The sequence below is a fragment of the Mycoplasma testudineum genome (genome assembly GCF_002245785.1).
In the GTDB taxonomy this organism is placed as follows: Bacteria; Bacillota_I; Bacilli_A; order Mycoplasmatales; family Metamycoplasmataceae; genus Mycoplasmopsis_B; species Mycoplasmopsis_B testudinea.
In genome coordinates this window covers 1-18,220 of record NZ_NNCE01000007.1, presented here as the reverse complement: position 1 = coordinate 18,220, position 18,220 = coordinate 1, and the positions used below count along the sequence as shown (strand labels likewise).

The window sequence follows — 18,220 nt, the reverse complement described above, 5'->3', positions numbered from 1 at the left end:
AAATTTAACATATAATTTTAATATGCAAATTAAACCAGTGAATGATACTTCTACTTTAAATTTAGTAGCCATAAATCAACCAAGAGTGCAATCAGTAAGCTTTAAAGGAGCAAGCACTCAAGAGTTAAATTCAGAACAAACTGTTACTTTTAGAATTAAGAGTTTGTTTCGTTTTGAAAAAGTAATCAATAAATTAATGTTGATTTTTTCACTGATAGTTATTATTGTTGCAATTAGTTTATCTTTAGTAAATTATTTTGATCCAAGTTTGCTTTTAACTGCACAAGTTAAGCAATCTTTTCAAAATTTAAATCAGGGTTTTGAACCCATTGTTTATGTATACATATTTTCGGCAGTATTAATTCTATTTGCAATTTTTAAAATAGCCTCTGTCTCAATTGATCTTGGAGCTATTAAAAAAGCTGAAATTGCGTATCGCTCGCAAGCAAATAGTTCAAACCGTAATGTTAATCCTTATATTACAAAACTATATCAAAAACTTATTTTGAAACAAATTGACCACAACTGAATAACAATATTTTTACTTTGATTCGGTGGCTTATTTGTTGCAATCTTATTTTGACTAAAAAATGCTGATTGATCAATTGGAAATCCTGAAGCATTTCAACTATACATTCCAATTACGTGAAATGTTTGAATTAAAAATGCTTTTGTTGATCCTGATTTAGTTGTTACATTATTTTTAGTGATTTTATTTGCTTGGATAATTTTGCATATTGTTTTTGCTCTAATTAGAAAAAAACGAAAAACTGATATTGAAGCCTTTTTTTCAACTGGAGAATTTATTGATCAAGACACAATTGATAGATGAATTAGCGGCCGTAGAAAAATTTGATTTAGAAGTTTTTTATTAGTGAATTTGTTTTTAATAATTATTCCAGTTGCTTACATAATTTATCAAGTAATTAAACGAAAAAAAGCATTAAAAAATGCAATATAAAAAAGACCTATAGACACAATACTTCTCGATTTGGCTGCTACATTTCTGTCCTGACCAGGTAACAAGGTTATTGTTCTATAGGCTTTTAAATTATATAAAAATTTTCAAAAACATTACATAAACATATCTAATTTACAAACAAAGAAATTCACAATAAATAGAAGGAGATTTTATGGAAAAAATAAACATTGAAATAGAAAATAAACCATTTTTTATTGTTTGATCAAGTTCTATTGATTCTAATTTTGTTTTTAAAAATAATATTTTAAAAGGCTCAAGTATTTCGCCTCAGTTAAGTTGACAAAAAATCAAAAGCGCAAAATCGTATGCCATAATTTTAGTTGACAAAGAAGCTTCAAGTGCCATTGGATTTCCATTTATTCATTGAGTTGCTTTTACTCAAAATAATGATAATCATTTAATTGAAGGAGCAAGCGGAAACAAAAATCTATTATTAGAATTTCATAATTCAACAATTCACAATTCTAACTTAAAAACAAGTTTAATTCCTGCTGCATTTCAATTATTAAATAGCAATGCTTTTTTTGGGCCATATCCTCCAAATACTGATCATAATTATGAAATTCAAATTACACCTCTAAAAGAAATTATTACTGAAGAACTTGTTAATTCAGTTATGAAATGTGCTGATTTTCAATATATGTCTTTATCGCTAGCAGAGCAAATTATTGGGAGATTTCAAGTAGGTGGTGGTTTTGGTAAAATCACTGCTTCAAGTCCACAAATTGATTCTAATGGGAATATTGTTGATAATCCAAATTTAAAAGGTAATTTCTACAAAGATATTTTTACAACAAAAGTAATTCAAAATGTAGCAATTGATAAATTAGAAGCTCAAAATGCTGGGCCTGATTTACTTGATAGAAAATATATTTCAACTTTTAATAAAGATACTAAAGTATTTAGTAATCCAAGTAGTAACGAAATACTAAATCTTACATTTAATAAAGTTGATTCAGCTAAAAGCTACGTTGTTTTAATTAATAATTCTCAAGATGTTAATACATATTCTGTACCATTAAATAATTTTACAGCTTATGGAATTAGTCAGCCAAGTACGGATAAAGTAACAGTTGCTATTAATCCTAATTTAGTGGAAAATACAAATTATAAAGTAGGGCAAAATTCATTTAGTTATGCCAATTTATTTACAACAAGTAAGCAAGGATTGGATTTAGAACAAAATGCAGCATTTTCAAAAACTCCCTTTAGTACTTTAGCACCTAATAAAGGCAACACGGGTTTTTATAGAATCTTTGTATTTGCACTAGATATTGCACCTAATGCTTCTATTTTTAGTGATTATGGTTTAAATAGTGGCATATTGTTGCAAAGAATTAAAGGTCATGTAATAGCCGAAAGTACATCAAAGGTATTTAGGGTTAAATCTATTAATGATTTTTAAAAAACTATATTTAAGTACAAATTTATTTTAAAAAATATGTTTTTGTTAAAAATTATCAATTTTATAAATCAAATTGCGTAATTTATTCTTCATCCTTTAAAAATATATTGATAAAATCCAGAAGTAGCATTTGAAATTTATGGCTACTGAAATTTAATAAATTATTTTTATTAAATTTTGAAAGGATTATATGAAAAATCGTAAATTATTATTTGGTCTAGGAATTCCAGTTATAACTGGTATTGCCGCATTTGCAGCAGTATCATGTTCTCATAACGATAAAGACAGACAAGATGTTGATGTTCTTGCAAATACTTTAAAATCATTTGCAAATTTAACTACTTCAACCAATCAAGCAAAACAAGCTTCAGAAGTTACTTATGCAAATTTTGCTGCATTACTAACTGATATTAATAAAACACTAGAATTAAACGGAGCAACAATCACTTTAGGCGATGCAACAAACAATGATACTGCTGGTACTAAGACATTTAATAATATATCAATTAGTAAGCCTGGTGCCACTTTGAATGGAATAACTTTAACAATTACAGGATTTAAACCAACAACACAAGCAACAATTGAAATAAATAATAAGCCTTATTTCAAGGTAACATCAACTTCAATAGATTCTAATTTTGTTTTTAAAGATAACATTTTAAAAGGCTCTGCAATTTCACCTCAATTAACTTGAGACAAAATCAAAGATGCTAAATCATATGCAATCATTTTAGTTGATAAAGAATCAACAAGTGAATACGGATATCCATTTGTTCATTGAGTAGCATTTACACAAACTAATTCAAATTCATTGATTGAAGGAGCTAGTGGTAACAAAAACTTGTTGCTTGAATTTAATAATTCAACTGTTCAAAGTTCTAAATTATCAACATCTTTAGTTTCAACAAACTTGCAAAAACCTAATAGCCAAGCATTTTATGGTCCAAATCCTACAGATACAGATCATAATTATGAAATTCAAATCGTGCCTTTAAAGGAAGTAGTTACTGAAGAAATTGCTAATACAGTTATGGCAAGTGGCAATTTTGGAATTAATTCTTTATCATTAGCCGAACAGCTTATTGGCCGTTTTCAAGTAGGTGGTGGTTTTGGTAAAATCACTGCTTCAAGCCCTAAAATTGATTCAAATGGGAATATTGTTGCCGATGCAAATTTAAAAGGTAATTTCTACAAAGATATTTTTACAACAAAAGTAATTCAAAATGTAACAATTGATAAATTAGAAGCTCAAAGTGCTGGTCCTGATTTACTTGATAGAAAATATATTTCAACTTTTAATAAAGAAACTAAAGTATTTAGTAATCCAAGTAGTAACGAAATACTAAATCTTACATTTAATAAAGTTGAACCAGCTAAAAGCTACGTTGTTTTAATTAACAATTCCCAAGATGTTAATACATATGCTGTTCCGTTAAATAATTTTACAGCTTATGGAATTAGTCAGCCAAGTACCGATAAAATAACTGTTGCTATTAATCCAAATTTAGCAGAAAATACAAATTATAAAGTCGGGCAAAATTCATTTAGTTATGCTAATTCGTTTACAACAAGTGTGCAGGGATTGAATTTAGCACAAAGTGCAATATTTTCAAAAACTCCTTTTAGTGCTTTAGCACCTAATAAAGGCAACACCGGTTTTTATAGAATATTTGTATTTGCACTTGATGTTGAATCAAATGATGCAATGTTTAGTGATAGCAATTTAAATAGTGGAACTTTATTACAAAAAATTAAAGGCCATGTAATTGCTGAAAATACAGCTAAAGTATTTAGAATTAAACCAGCAGCATAAAAATATTATATAAATCAATTAATTTTGGTTTATATTTTTTTATCTTTAGAAACATCATAAAATCATGCAGTAAATTTTGTAACATAATCGACAAAATTTTCCACAATATCTGCTTTTTGTTCCACATTAAATATAGTTTATTTTTCAATTTATAATAATTATATGAATGATATGACAAAGAAAAGAAAAGAAGCTGCGGTTAAGTTTGAAAAATATATAAGAGGTTATAAAATTGGCCAAAAATTAGATATTACGTCAAAAAATAAGCTTGAAGAACTATACGATTGAAATAATAAAAAAATTGAAATTTTAGAGAATTACCAAGTTAAGATTACTAGTATTTTAAGTTATAATAATCCAGTAATGCCTAATAAAGTTGAAAATAAAGATGAAAATGTTCTAAACAAAATATTCACAATTTTAGACAAACTAACCGATAAAGTAGATAACATCCAAAATGATGTGACTAGCCTAATAGTAAGAGTTGATAATCTCGAAAAACGTGTCGAAAGAATTGAAACTGACGTGAAAGAGTTAAAGGTAAGAGTTGAGCGAATTGAAACTGACGTTAGAGAATTAAATGTAAGAGTTGACCGAATTGAAACAGATGTTAAAGAATTAAAAGAAAAAGTTGAAACTATCGATACTGATGTTAAAAAATTAAATGTAAAAGTTGAAACAATCGATGTGGATGTCAAAAAATTGAATGAAAAAGTTGAATTTATTGATGTTGACGTTATCAAATTAAAGCAAATTAATCACATTTAGAAATAAAAAATCCAATATTATGCTTTGCTCTAGCCATATTGGATTTTTTTATTTCTTTAATCTTCTGGAATCAATGTGGAAAAGTAACATTTGTATATCTGCAGGATTAATACCGCTAATTCTACTTGCTTGCCCAATTGTATTGGGTTTAATTTTAAGCAATTTTTGTCTTGCTTCTGTTGCAAGATTTGCAACAGATTCGTAATTTATATCATTTGGTATTTTTAAAAGCTCTAATCTTTTCATTTTTTCAGCTTGAATATTTTGCTTTTTAATATAACCTTTTAATCTGATTTGGACAACCATTTCATATAAGTAATCAAAATCATTGATTAAGTCATTTGCATCGATATCAGGTCTAGATAATGCTTGATAATAACTTACTCCATTTTCTATATTATATTTAATTCCAAATTCACTTTTAGATGAAACAAACTGATTTTTTGCTCATTCAATTTTTTCATCAATTGTTTTATATTTATTAAGTATTTTTTCATAATATTTTCGATCAATTAAGTCAGCTTGCAAGGCATATTTTGCTAGTCTTATATCGGCATTATCATTTCTTAAAAGTAAGCGATATTCAGCTCTGGAAGTTAGCATTCTATAAGGTTCTTTTGTTCCTTTAGAAATCAAATCATCAATAAGAACTCCGATATAACCATCGTTTCTAGCAATGACTACTGGCTCTTTATTTTTTAATTTCATAGCAGCATTTATACCGGCAATCAATCCTTGTGCAGCAGCTTCTTCATACCCGCTTGTTCCATTAATTTGACCTGCAAAAAATAATCCATTTATTTTTTTTGATTCAAGAGTATATTTTAATTCCTGTACATCAATTGCATCATATTCAATTGCATAGCCTCAAACTTTAACATTAGCATTTTTTAATCCAGGAATTGTTTTTAAAATTTTTGCTTGAACTTCAACAGGAAAAGAAGTTGACAAACCATTTATATACATTACATCTTGTTTTGCAGTTTCTGGTTCGAAAAATATTTGATGTCTAGTTTTATCTCTAAACTTCATTATTTTATCTTCAATAGAAGGACAGTATCGCGGTCCTATCCCCTTGATAGTATCAGAATACATTGCTGATTCATTAATGTTTTGTTCAATGATTTTATGAGTTTCTTCATTAGTATAAGTCAAATAACAATGAATTTGCTTTGCTAATTTATTTGTTGAATTATCTGAAAATTTATATTCTTTTAAATCTAAAACTTCTTGATCTACTTCTGAAAAATCAATTGAATCAGTTCAAATTCTCACCGGTGTTCCGGTTTTTAATCTTATTAATTTAAAACCTAAATTTCGCAATGAATTTGACAATTTATTTGAAGTTCTTTCTTCATTTGGACCTGTATATTTTATATCTTTACCGCGCAATATTCGACTGTCCATGTATGTTCCGGTGGTTACAATAATTTGATTAGTTTTTAAAATTCCATTTGATTCTGTTTTTAAACCCACCACATTATTATTTTCTATAATTATTTCTTCAGCTAAATCTTCAATAACACTAATGTATTCGTTGTTGGCAGCGGCTTTTGAAATTGCTTCAGAATATTTATCTTTATCAATTTGGGCTCTAATAGCTCTAACTGCTGGTCCTTTAGATTCATTTAGCATTTTTACTTGAATCATATTTTGATCAGCATAATAACCTTGAATCCCGCCAAGTGCATCGATTTCTCTAGTTATAATTCCTTTAGCTGGTCCTCCAATTGAAGGATTACATGGCATTGCAGCTAATTTATCTGCATTTAATGTAATTAAAGCAACATTTAGTTTATTTTTTGCTAAGGCAAAAACAGCTTCTACTCCGGCGTGTCCTCCACCTATTACAATTGCATCAAAATTTTTAATCATATATACTATTTAAACACAATAATGGTTTTTAAGACTAAAGCAAGTAAAATATTTATAAATATTAACTCATCATGTTAGAGTCAAATTAAGGAGTAATTATGAATAAAATTCAATTACAAAAAAAAGAAAAAGAACTAATGTTAAACTTATCAAGAATTATTAATGATCAAGTCTATAAATTAAAAGATACTTTAGTTACTGTTAGAGATTTAAGATTATCTCCAAGTTTAGACCAAGCAATAGTTTATGTCACATTTTTGGATCACGAAAATGTAAATCTAGAAAAATTAAATTCAGTAAAAGGTTTTTTGAAAACAGAATTATCACAAATACTTCCTTGGAGAAAAATTCCTAATTTAATTTTTAAAATTGATGAAGTAGCTAAATCTGCTGAAAGAATTGATCGAATACTTGACGAAATCAAAAAAGCAGAGTAAATTACTAAAGCTAAATTATCTAAAAACTAAAAATATGGTTATAATAGTCTAGTGATTGTGGGTCAGTACTCAAGAGGCTGAAGAGGCGTCCCTGCTAAGGATGTAGGGGAGGCAACTCCCGCGGAGGTTCAAATCCTCTCTGACCCGCCATTTTTTTATTACCTTTTTCTATATATTTGTTTATTTTAATTATTTATAATAATTTTATGAAAAGAATAAAAGAGTGAGGATGATACATTCTCTTTATTTTAGTTTTAGCTGCAGTTGTAGCTTTTTTTGCTACATTATTTATTATTCATTTAACAATATTTTTATATGTTTTAGTTTCAGTTTATTTTGTTAGTGTTATTAGTGCAATAATAATTTTTTTACAAAAAAGGCATTCTTCAGCAAAATTAGCTTGATTATTTACAATAATAGTTTTGCCATTGGCTGGTCACATTTTATATTTTACTTTAGGTCAAAAATATCCGCACCGTAAAGACTATATTGCTTTAAAAAGTCAGTTTCGTCAAACAGTTGATTTTGAAATAAAAAAAGAAATAAAAGATAAAAATGTATATGAAACATTAAATCAATTGTCATGATTTAATAGAAATAAATTAGTAGAATCAAAAGTTGAACCATTTATACAACCTAATGATTATTTTAATTCACTATTAGATTCAATTGAAAATGCTAAACACAATATCTGATTAATTTCTTACTTAGTTGAAGATGGTTATCTATTTCAAGAATTAGCTAACAAGTTAATTAAAAAGAAAAAACAGGGAATTCAAATTAAATGATTAGTTGATGATTATGGCAGACGTAACCTTAAAAAACATTGCTGGCATGAACTTAAAAAAAACGGAATTGAAATTTCATTTATTGGTCAATTGAAATTTACATTTTTCTTAAGTTCAAATTTATATCGCAATCATCGAAAATCAATAATAATTGATAATGAAATTCTTTATAATGGCGGTTCTAATATAAGTGATAATTACATTTCTATGGGTAAAGATCATGGTTATTTTAAAGATTATAATTACCGCATTGAAGGTGAATATGTTATTGAATATGCTAAATTGTTTGCTTCAATGTGAAAAAGGTGAACTGATCAGGATTTAAGTCTTGATAGTACAATAACAAGATTGATACCTAAAAAAGATATTGATTCAAATGCAGATTTATTAATGGTAAGTGGTGGTCCAGAAATAAACGACCCGATTTTGGAAGAATCTATTATTAAACTCATTAATAGAGCTCAAAAAAATATCAAAATTGCAACTCCATATTTTTCAATTACTGAACCTTTAAAACAAGCTATTAAAATTGCATTAATGTCAGGAATCGAAGTAACTTTATATTTTCCTTCTTTTTCTCCTCAAAAAATTGTTGCTTCAATTAGCAATTTTGAAATAGAACAATTAATTGGATACGGTCTTATTGTTAAAAACACGAATGATTTTTTTAATCATTCAAAAGTAGGAATTTTTGATAATAAAATTGCTTATGTTGGTTCAATGAATTTTGACATTCGTTCTTTTTATGCACAATATGAAAATATTGATATTTTACATGGAACAATTGTTGAACAAATTAGTAAATATTTTGAAATCTTAGAAGCTCAAAGTCATAGTAAAACATCGAATTTTTCTCCTAAATATTTAAATTTACCAAAACGAATTCTTTACAACATGTTTAAACCACTAGTTTAAAAAAATGCTAAGTTTAATAGATATGTTAAAATATAAATTATTTAAAATAATTCAAAGGATGATAATGGAAAAATTTAAAGCAAAAATTATTGACCCTATTGGTCTGCACGCAAGACCTGCGGCTATTGTTTCTAAAACGGCAAGTAGATTCAAATCAGATATTTTTATTTCCGGAAAAGATAAAGAAGCAAATCTTAAATCTATTATGAACGTAATGGCACTTGGAATAAAAAAAGGTGATGAATTTGAAATCAAGGCTAATGGTCCTGATGCAGCTGAAGCACTTATGGCAATTAAGCAAGTTATGCTTGATGAAAAAATGATTTAGTTTACTTTTATTACAAAAGCGTTTAGTCAATTTGACTAGCGCTTTTTTTAGTTTAATAAATGTGTTAAAACGTAAAAATTCATTTATTATTAAAACAACATGAAAATAAACGGTATAAAAGCAAGCGCCGGTATAGCAAAAGGGCGCGTATTAAAAATAATCGATGAAATTATTGAAATTGACAAGCAATTTTCATCTGTTGAAATCGAATTAAAAAAATACTTTGATGCTAAAAAAGAAGTTGAAATTGAGCTTGAATCAATTGTTAATAAATTAGAGGCAAATCAAGATGAAAATGCAGCTATTTTTAGTGCACATATTGATATGCTGCAAGATCCAATAATTGCTGAAGAACTTGAAAATTTAATCAAATTAAATAAATTAAGCGCAATGGCTGCTGTTGATGATTCTTATCAAAAATACATTAACATGTTCTCAAACATGGATGATGAATACATGAAAGAAAGATCAAGCGATTTAAAAGATTTACGTAAAAAAATATTAGCAAGAATTGCTAAAGTAAAATTGTTTGATTTATCAAATATTGATAAAGAAGTAATAATTGTTGCTAAAGATTTAACTCCAAGTCAAACAGCTAGAATTAATAAAAAATATGTTTTAGCTTTTGCTACAAACATAGGTGGTGCAACTAGTCATAGTGCGATAATGGCTAGATCTTTAAATATTCCCGCAGTAGTAGGATTAGAATCTGTTTTTGAAAATACAAGTAATGATGATTTAATTATTGTAGATGGTTCAAACGGAAGCGTTATTTTAAAACCTAATTCAGAAGAAGAAAAAGCTTTTGAAAGACAATTTAAAGAATATCAAGAATACCTTATTTCAGTTAAAGAATTTAAAAATAAACCATCTTTAACTTTAGATAAACATAAAGTAGAATTAGCTGCTAACATTGGAAATGTAGTTGATATGGATAATGTTATAGAAAATGATGCTGAAGCAGTTGGTTTATTTAGAAGTGAATTTTTATTTATGGATTCTAATAACTGACCAAGTGAAGAATTGCAATTTAAAAGTTATTCAGATACTATAAAAAAATTTAATGATAAAAATAAAAAAATTGTTGTTAGAACTTTAGATATTGGTGGAGATAAAACATTAAATTATTTTAAATTCCCATATGAATTAAATCCATTTTTAGGCTACCGTGCAATTAGGATGAGTTTAAGTAAACCTGAAATTTTTAAAACACAACTTAGAGCATTAATTAGAGCAAGTCAATTTGGAAAAATCGGAATCATGTTTCCGATGATAACAAATGTAAATGAATTTAAAGATGCTAAAGAAATTTTTGAAACTACATATAAAGAACTTGAAAAAGAAAAAGTAATAATTGGTAAACGTAGTAATATTGAAATTGGTTTAATGATTGAAACTCCTGCTGCAGCAGTATTATCAGATAAATTTGCTAAACATGCTGATTTTCTATCAATTGGAACTAATGATTTAATTCAATACACAATGGCTGCAGATAGAATGAATGAAACTATGTCATATTTATATCAACCACTTAATCCTTCGATTTTACGTTTAATTAAAATGGTTATAGATGGCGGTAAAAAAGGTAATGCTTGAGTAGGTATGTGTGGGGAAATGGCTGGAGACCATGAAGCAATTCCTTTATTATTAGGTTTAGGTTTATATGAATTTTCAATGTCAGCAAGTTCAATTTTACCGGCACGAAAATTAATATCATCACTTAATTATGAAAAAGCTAAAGAAATGGCTTTAAAAGCTTTAGATTTAGAAACTGAAAAAGAAGTAAAAGATTTATTAAAAAGTTACTTAAAGGATTAATATGAAAAGTAAAATCAATAAAATAGCCATTATGGCTAGTGGTGGTGATGCGCCGGGAATGAACAGTGCTATTCGTGCTGCAGTTTTACAAGCTAGAGCCAAAGATATTGAACCATATTTAGTAATTGAAGGATATAAAGGCTTAGTTGAAGATAACATTGTTTTAGCTAGTAAATATGACGTTAATGATTATATTAATGTTAGTGGTACATTTATATATTCAGCTCGGTATCCGCAATTTAAAGATATTGAAGTAAGAAAAATAGCTAAAAGCAATTTAGATAAAAGAGGAATTGATGCACTTTTAGTAATTGGTGGTGATGGTTCATATCAAGGAGCACAAAAATTACATGAATTAGCTGTAAAAACAGTAGCACTTCCAGGAACTATTGATAATGATATTACTTCAAGTGATACTACAATTGGTTATGATACGGCTTTAAATTCAATTGTAAGTGCAATTGATAATATTAGAAGCACTGCTAAAAGTCATAATTCATGTTTTATTGTTGAAACAATGGGACATGGTGCTAGTGATTTAGCTTTATATTCAGGTATTGCTACTGGAGCAGAATTAATTGTAAGTAATGATTTAATTCTTTCCGAAGATGAAGTTATTAATAAAGTTGATGAAATCATGAATGTAAATAAACATCGTTCAATGATAATTGTTGTAAGTGAATTTATTTTTGAAAGTGTCCAAAATTTAGCTAAAAAGATTCAAGAAAAAACAAAAGTTAATACTAGAGCAGTTGTTTTAGGTCATATCCAACGTGGTGGCATACCTAGTGCTAGAGAAAGAATAGATGCAACAAGAATGGCAACTAATGCTATTAATTATTTAGCCCAAGGGCAAAGCGGGATTGCGATTGGAATAATAAATGGTAAAACTACTGCAATTCCAATTTTAGAAGCTTTAGCTTTTAAACCAGATAATAAAGAAGCACTAAAGAAAAGGACTTTAAAATATTCACTTTTAAATAGTCAAAAAACTAGATAATTTTTAAAGCCTGCAAAAGGCTTTTTTTGTTTTTATTTATGGAAAATAGATTTAATTAATAGTTAAAATTACATATTAAATGTATCGAAATTTATGGCTGATAAAATAATGGCAATTTAACAACCGGAATGAAGGCGTGAATTGCAGGTACTTTTGATACAGATTTAGGTGTTGCTACCATCACAAAAGTTGTTGTAACTACTCCTGCTAGCGAAGATGCTATTTCAATAGTTATGACTTTAACACTAAGTAACGGAACTACTACTAAAGATGCTAAAGTTACAGTTAGTCCATTACCAAGTAAAAAATCATTAGATAGTTCTACAACTGCAGCAACAGACAAAAAAGCTGTTGATGAAGTAAGTGCTGCTTTGACAGATTTAGCTGATTTAGTTACAGTTTCAAATAAAACCCAACTTCCTTCGGAAGTTACTTATGATGAATTTACCAATTTCTTAACTGACGTTAATAAAATTATTGATCTTAAAGGAACAATAGTTAGTTTAGGTATTGCAACAGATGATGATTTAGCTGGAACCAAAACATTTAATAATGTCATTGTTACAAAAAATGAATCTAAATCTAGTCCATTAAAATTATCTGTTTCAGGATATACAAAAACTGATGCTAATACTAAGGCTAAAGATGCTGAAAAATTAGCTAACGTTATTGCCGCTTTAAAATCTACTTACATTTCAAATGATGCAAATAAAGATAAAAGTCCTCAAGAATGAGACAGTTCAATAAAATTGCTAAATAGTGGTGATCAAACTCAAGCGGCTAAATTATGAATTGGTGGTACATTTGCAAATGATTTAGGTAATGAAGCAAAAGTTAAATCTATCGCTTCTACAAGCCCAACAAGTGCTGAAGCAACCGAAATAGTTTTAACATTAACAATAGGTTTAGGTTCAGCTGATGCCCAAACAAAAGATATAACAATAACTGGTTTACCTAGTCATGATTCAAAAATTCAAAAATCAGATAAAGAAAAACTTAATGCAGTAATAGCTACACTTAAAAATACATATGAAGCAACCAATGTACATAAAAATAATACACCTCAAGAATGACAAACATGAGCTGATGCACTAAAAGATGTTGATAATACAGTTTCTGTTAGAGAATGAATTGGTGGGACCTTTTCAGATGATTTAGGAAATGAAGCAATCGTTAAATTAATTGAAGCAACAGCACCGGCAGATAATGATGCAACAAGTATTTTACTTTCTTTAAAAATATCATTGGGAACTGCAGAAGTGCAAATTAAAGTTATTACAGTAAGCCCATTAATTAGTTACGAAGTTAAAAATGCACAAGCTGATGTTGATGCTATCGAGGCTGCTTTGAAAAAATTTGTAGATAAGTCTACTAAAGCAACAACGTCTTATCCATCTGAAAGCAATAATTATTCTAGTGTCGCAGCTTTTCTCGAAGATATTAATGAAAATAACCTTGAGTTAAAAAGAACAACTTTATTATTTAATAATTTCATAAACAATGTAGCAACAGGTATTAAAACATTTGATATTACAATTTCAAAAACTGGCGCTACAAATAAAACTGTCTCGTTTACTGTAAAAGGTTTTAAAATTGCTGACTCTAAAGCCAAGGCTTGATATGATCAATGAGCTTCAAGAACAGATTGAGAGATAAAACAATATAGTACTAGCCCATCCCAATTAGGATTAACTAGGGGAACAACAAAATTTCATTGAGATAATGGTAATAATTTTAAAGAGAAATTTAATTCTGTATTAACAACATCATTGAATGATTCGGAAACGCCAACTACTTTAGATGAATACACACCTATGTTTGAAATCGAAGAAATTCAAACTAATGCAGAAGCAACAACTTTAAAAGTTGAATATTACTTAACAAAGGTTGTAAATGATACAACGACTTATTTCAATGCTGATGGAACAGAAGCAGATGCTTTAGAAAAAATTACTAAGTCAAGCTTAAATCTTTCTGGCATGGTTAGTGATATTGATCAACTAAAGGCGCAAGCTGCTAATTTAATGACAATTAATTCTGGGGCAGGTTTATCTGGTACACCTGACATCAAATTAGCTGAATGAAAAGAAAGATTTAAAACCATCGAAGTAAATGCAGATAATATTCATACTCAAATAGCAACAGGTATATTTAGTAGTCTAAGTAATGGTATAAATCCAATTGATAATCCTAAAACAGGTGCTAGGGCAAGAGGTGTTCCAACTGCAATTACATTATTCGATTCAAATGCTGTAGATGATTATGAAAAAATTAAAAGTTTTATGGCCAATCCGGAAACGAAGAAATGATTAACTAATCAATACAATAGGATAAAAGTTCATGTATTTGCAATTACTCTAACTCTAAACGGCACAAGTTACGATGCAATTATGGGTGCATTGAATGGAAGAGCAACTTCTGCAGATGCTGAAAATAACGAAATACATAGAACCTGACTTCTAACTAAATCGCGTACAGCGCAAGAAGCAGCAGATCCTTCAGTGCCTTATGAAGATCAAAGAGAATAATAAATATTCAAATTTAATCAATTACAAAATTTTAAAATACTAGTTAAATTTCTAATAAATTTTATTAGTTTATATTAATGCTAACAAATTAAAAAACAATTGCTACACGCTCTTGATGTACCGCAATTGTTTTTTTGATATTTTCTTAAATTTGAAATGAAGAAGAAAATTTACTCTGTTTGATTTTCATATGGGATTGGGTTTTCTTGTCGATTTTGTAATGAATCACGTGATGGATTTAAAAATCATGTTTTAATAACTTCGTCATTTAATGGAGTTACACTATCTGCAACACTTCCATTTAGAGCTCCAATTACAGCATCGTAACTTGTGCCATTTAATGTTAAAGTGATTGAAAAAACTTGTAGTAGTGTACTTTTGTACCTGTTCAAAAGCTGTGTTTTTGTTTCTAGACGTGCCATAAATTTTTTAATTTTGTCATCATCACCAACTACATTAGATGAAAATAATGTTAAGGCAGTCGGAATACCTCTTGCGTTTTCTCCAGTTTGTGGATTATCCAAATTATTTACTACACCATCTTGCTCAGAAAATAAGCTAGGGGCTAACTCTCTATGTACAACGCGTCACGGGTCATCAGTGTTTAGATTAATTGTCTTAAATTTAGCTTTTCACTCCGCTAATTTCAAACCTCGTGGTGTTCCATATAAACCTGAATTAGTGGTTGCAGTAAGCATATTTTTTTCCTGTGCTTTTAGTTGATTAATATCACTAACCATGCCAGAAAGATTTAAGCTTGACTTAGTAATTTTTTCTAAAGCGTCTGCTTCTGTTCCATCAGCATTGAAATAAGTCGTTATATCATTTACAACCTTTGTTAAGTAATATTCTAATTTTAAAGTAGTTGATTCGGCATTTGTGTCAATTTTTGGCTGAATTTCAAATACAGGTGAATAGTCAGTTAGTAGAGTTGGAGTACTTTCTTCATTTAATTTTGTAGCTAAAATGGCATTAAATTTATCTGCAACACTTCCTTCTGTAGTGTTCCATTTTTGGTGTGCTGTTCCTCTTGTAAAGGCTAGTTGACTAGTATTTGCATCATATTGTTTTACAGCAAAATTAGTTACAGCAGATCATTTATCATATCAAGCCTTAGCTTTAGAATCTGCAATTTTAAATCCTTTTACAGTAAACGGAACAGTTTTATTTGTAGCACTTTCTTTTGAAATAACAATTTCAAATGTCTTAATACCTGTTGCAACATTATTATTAAATTTATTAAAACTTAATTTTGTACCTTTTAAATCGTAAGCGGTCACACTGATATCTTCAAAAAATTTCCCTGATTCTGAGTAATCGTTGTTTGTATCGGGGTATAAATTAATTTTTAAAGTAGTTTTATCATTTCCTAATGCCTTCAAAAATTTTTCAACATGATCTACTTCAGCTTGAGCGACTTTTACAGTTGTATTAAAACCAGTTACAGTTACTGACGAAGTTGCAGTTGTTCCATTTTTTGTAATTGTTACGGTAAATGTTTTTGAACCTTCTTTATCATTATTTGTAAATGAACTTAACGATAATACTGAGCCATTAACATTAAAACTTGATTGACTAATATCATCTAAAAATGCCTTCGAATTTTCATAGTTAGTTACTGCGCTTGGTAATTTTGATGCATGACTTTTAGTAACTTTTGATGTAATTTTTTCTAGATTTGACTTTACAGCATCAACTTCATTTTGTGCAACTTTAGCGGTTGTATTAAATCCTATTATAGTAATTGTAGTTGTTGTAGTTGCTGCATCTTTTTTGGAAATAGTGATTGTAACTGTTTTTGTTCCTGCTGCTTCATCATTTGTTATTTTACCTAGAGCTAGTGTTGTTTGTTTACTGTCAAAAGTATTTTGATTTAAATCGGTTAGTAATTCATCAACAGTTTTATAATCGTTTTCCGTTGTAGGTAATTCGTTTTTATGTCCGACTGTGGTTTTAGGAGTAATAGCTTCTAAAGCAGCTTTAACTGCATTTATATCTGCTTGAGCTCCTTGTGCTGTTGTTTTGAATCCACTTACTGCAAATGTAACTGTTGCACTTGTTGCCCCTGTTTTTGAAATAGTTATAGTAAATGATTTAATCCCAAAATTTGGATCATCTTTAAAATTGCTTAAAGTTAATGTAGTTTCTTTTAGATCTAACTTACTTTGATTGATATCTGCTAAAAATGCAGCTGCATCAGCATAGTTATTTCCTGCTATTGGTAAATCATTTTTATGATTAACAGTAGTTTTTTTACTTATGGCTTCTAGTGAATTTTTAACAGTATTTACATCAGCTTGGGCTCCTTGAGCATTAGTTTTAAATCCACTAACAGTGAAATTTAATGCTATGCTTGTAGCACCAGTTTTAGCAATAGTTATAGTAAAAGATTTAGTTCCAGCGTTTGTATCATTTTTAAAATTGCTAAAAGTTAAGTTAGTACTTCTCAAATCTAAATTACTTTGATTGATATCTGCTAAAAATTTAGCTGCATCATTATAGTTATTTGTTGCAGCAGGTAAATCATTCTTGTGATTAACAGTTGTTCTAGTGCTTATTTTTTCTAAAGCCGTTTTTACTGCAGTGACATCTAATTGATTTTTATTTTCAGGTGTAGTTTTACTATCTAATGATTTTTTACTTGGTAATGGGCTAACTGTAATTTTTACATCTTTATTTGCAGTCCCGTTACTTAATGTTAATGTCATAATAATAGTTGTCACTTCATCATTAGCGGGCGCAGTTACAGCAACTTTTGTAATGGTGGCAGCACCTAAATCTGTATCAAAATTGCCACTAATTCATGCCTTCATTCCGGTTGTTAAATTGCCATTATTCAACCCTTTTGCTCATGTTTCTCACATTTGAGGTGATTTTTGTGCATGTTCTGTTTCAGGAGCAAAAGTTTTGTCATTTAATTTTGTAAAAATACTTTCTAAGTCAACAGTTTCTGTAGCTGTTAATTTAGAAACTGTAAATGTAGCTTCCATATTAGCATCTGTATTAGGGTAAGATAATGATAGTTTTAATTTACTATCTGCACTTGTAAAAGTAGCGCTTTGAACTTGCGCTGAAGATCCTAAAGCTGTACTAAAATCAGCTGCAAAAAGTGCTTTAATATCACTAGTTTTACCAGCAGTATCTTTAGTAGTTAAACCTGTGATTTTTGTACCAAATGATGCAACTGACATTGTATCTTTTACTTCAAAAGATTTTCCGCTAATAGCATCAACAACTTTTTTAAATTCTTCATCTGCTGAGTTGCCTGTACCAGGATTACATGCAACAGCTACAATAGCTGCTAAGCCAGTTACAACTGGAATCCCTAGTCCAAACAATAATTTACGTTTTTTCATATAGTCCTTTCAAAAACAATATATAAATATTTATTAAAGTTTTGTAGCAACTTATTGTAATGCTACTCGTACATAATTATAAAAAAATAATTCAATTTTTATTAATTATATTTAAAAAATAAATAACGAATGAAAGCGACTGTTTTATTTTAAAGGGTGAAAGTGAGTAAAATTTATAAATGAAAAAATTAACAGTTAGAGAACACT

Annotated in this window: 12 protein-coding genes, 1 tRNA gene and 1 other RNA gene; 11 read left to right on the top strand and 3 right to left on the bottom strand. The window is 28.6% G+C overall.

Going from position 1 to position 18,220, the window contains the following annotated elements:
* The first annotated feature begins 22 nt into the window (after positions 1-22).
* A complete protein-coding gene (locus CG473_RS03375; protein ID WP_133509999.1) occupies positions 23-961 on the top strand; it encodes an MSC_0882 family membrane protein in 939 nt (312 codons plus the stop codon).
* On the opposite strand, the gene ffs is transcribed toward CG473_RS03375, so the two are convergent.
* Positions 955-1,051: signal recognition particle sRNA small type (gene ffs / locus CG473_RS03370), an RNA gene on the bottom strand. The two genes, CG473_RS03375 and ffs, sit on opposite strands and share 7 nt — an antisense overlap.
* Before the next feature lie 82 nt (positions 1,052-1,133).
* Between ffs and CG473_RS03365 the strand changes: the two genes are divergently transcribed.
* The 3 genes from CG473_RS03365 (at position 1,134) to CG473_RS03355 (ending at position 4,968) form a co-directional block, all read left to right on the top strand.
* Positions 1,134-2,387 (top strand): YbhB/YbcL family Raf kinase inhibitor-like protein, encoded by a 1,254-nt coding sequence (locus tag CG473_RS03365; protein WP_094254909.1) that lies wholly within the window; start codon positions 1,134-1,136, stop codon positions 2,385-2,387.
* A 190-nt stretch (positions 2,388-2,577) separates the two neighbouring features.
* Entirely contained in the window at positions 2,578-4,200 is a 1,623-nt protein-coding gene (locus CG473_RS03360; RefSeq protein ID WP_094254908.1) for a YbhB/YbcL family Raf kinase inhibitor-like protein, read from the top strand.
* Positions 4,201-4,362: 162 nt separating this feature from the next.
* The gene (locus CG473_RS03355; protein WP_133510000.1) at positions 4,363-4,968 is read left to right on the top strand and encodes a coiled-coil domain-containing protein; all 606 of its coding nucleotides are present in this window, start codon (positions 4,363-4,365) and stop codon (positions 4,966-4,968) included.
* 48 nt (positions 4,969-5,016) lie between these two features.
* Here the strand turns inward: CG473_RS03355 and mnmG are convergent, their stop codons facing one another.
* Positions 5,017-6,843 carry a tRNA uridine-5-carboxymethylaminomethyl(34) synthesis enzyme MnmG gene (gene mnmG, locus CG473_RS03350; RefSeq protein WP_094254906.1) on the bottom strand — a complete coding sequence of 609 codons (1,827 nt, stop codon included), beginning with the start codon at positions 6,841-6,843 and terminating at the stop codon, positions 5,017-5,019.
* A gap of 98 nt (positions 6,844-6,941) precedes the next feature.
* Between mnmG and rbfA the strand changes: the two genes are divergently transcribed.
* The 7 genes from rbfA to CG473_RS03315 all read left to right on the top strand — a co-directional run bounded on the left by rbfA (position 6,942) and on the right by CG473_RS03315 (position 14,657).
* The gene (rbfA, locus tag CG473_RS03345; RefSeq protein ID WP_094254905.1) at positions 6,942-7,280 is read left to right on the top strand and encodes a 30S ribosome-binding factor RbfA; all 339 of its coding nucleotides are present in this window, start codon (positions 6,942-6,944) and stop codon (positions 7,278-7,280) included.
* 59 nt (positions 7,281-7,339) lie between these two features.
* Positions 7,340-7,430, top strand: a tRNA-Ser gene (locus tag CG473_RS03340).
* Positions 7,431-7,486: 56 nt separating this feature from the next.
* The gene (locus CG473_RS03335; RefSeq protein WP_094254904.1) at positions 7,487-8,983 is read left to right on the top strand and encodes a phospholipase D-like domain-containing protein; all 1,497 of its coding nucleotides are present in this window, start codon (positions 7,487-7,489) and stop codon (positions 8,981-8,983) included.
* A 64-nt stretch (positions 8,984-9,047) separates the two neighbouring features.
* Positions 9,048-9,311, top strand: a complete 264-nt coding sequence (locus CG473_RS03330; protein ID WP_094254903.1) for an HPr family phosphocarrier protein — start codon at positions 9,048-9,050, stop codon at positions 9,309-9,311.
* A 99-nt stretch (positions 9,312-9,410) separates the two neighbouring features.
* On the top strand, positions 9,411-11,129 hold the full coding sequence (gene ptsP, locus CG473_RS03325) for a phosphoenolpyruvate--protein phosphotransferase (RefSeq protein WP_094254902.1): 1,719 nt from the start codon (positions 9,411-9,413) through the stop codon (positions 11,127-11,129).
* Between the two features lies 1 nt (position 11,130).
* Positions 11,131-12,129: a 6-phosphofructokinase gene (pfkA, locus tag CG473_RS03320; RefSeq protein ID WP_094254901.1), complete on the top strand. Its 999-nt coding sequence runs from the start codon at positions 11,131-11,133 to the stop codon at positions 12,127-12,129.
* Positions 12,130-12,257: 128 nt separating this feature from the next.
* Positions 12,258-14,657: a hypothetical protein gene (locus tag CG473_RS03315; RefSeq protein WP_094254900.1), complete on the top strand. Its 2,400-nt coding sequence runs from the start codon at positions 12,258-12,260 to the stop codon at positions 14,655-14,657.
* A gap of 170 nt (positions 14,658-14,827) precedes the next feature.
* On the opposite strand, the gene CG473_RS03310 is transcribed toward CG473_RS03315, so the two are convergent.
* Positions 14,828-18,013 (bottom strand): lipoprotein 17-related variable surface protein, encoded by a 3,186-nt coding sequence (locus CG473_RS03310; protein WP_094254899.1) that lies wholly within the window; start codon positions 18,011-18,013, stop codon positions 14,828-14,830.
* Between the last annotated feature and the right edge of the window lie 207 nt (positions 18,014-18,220).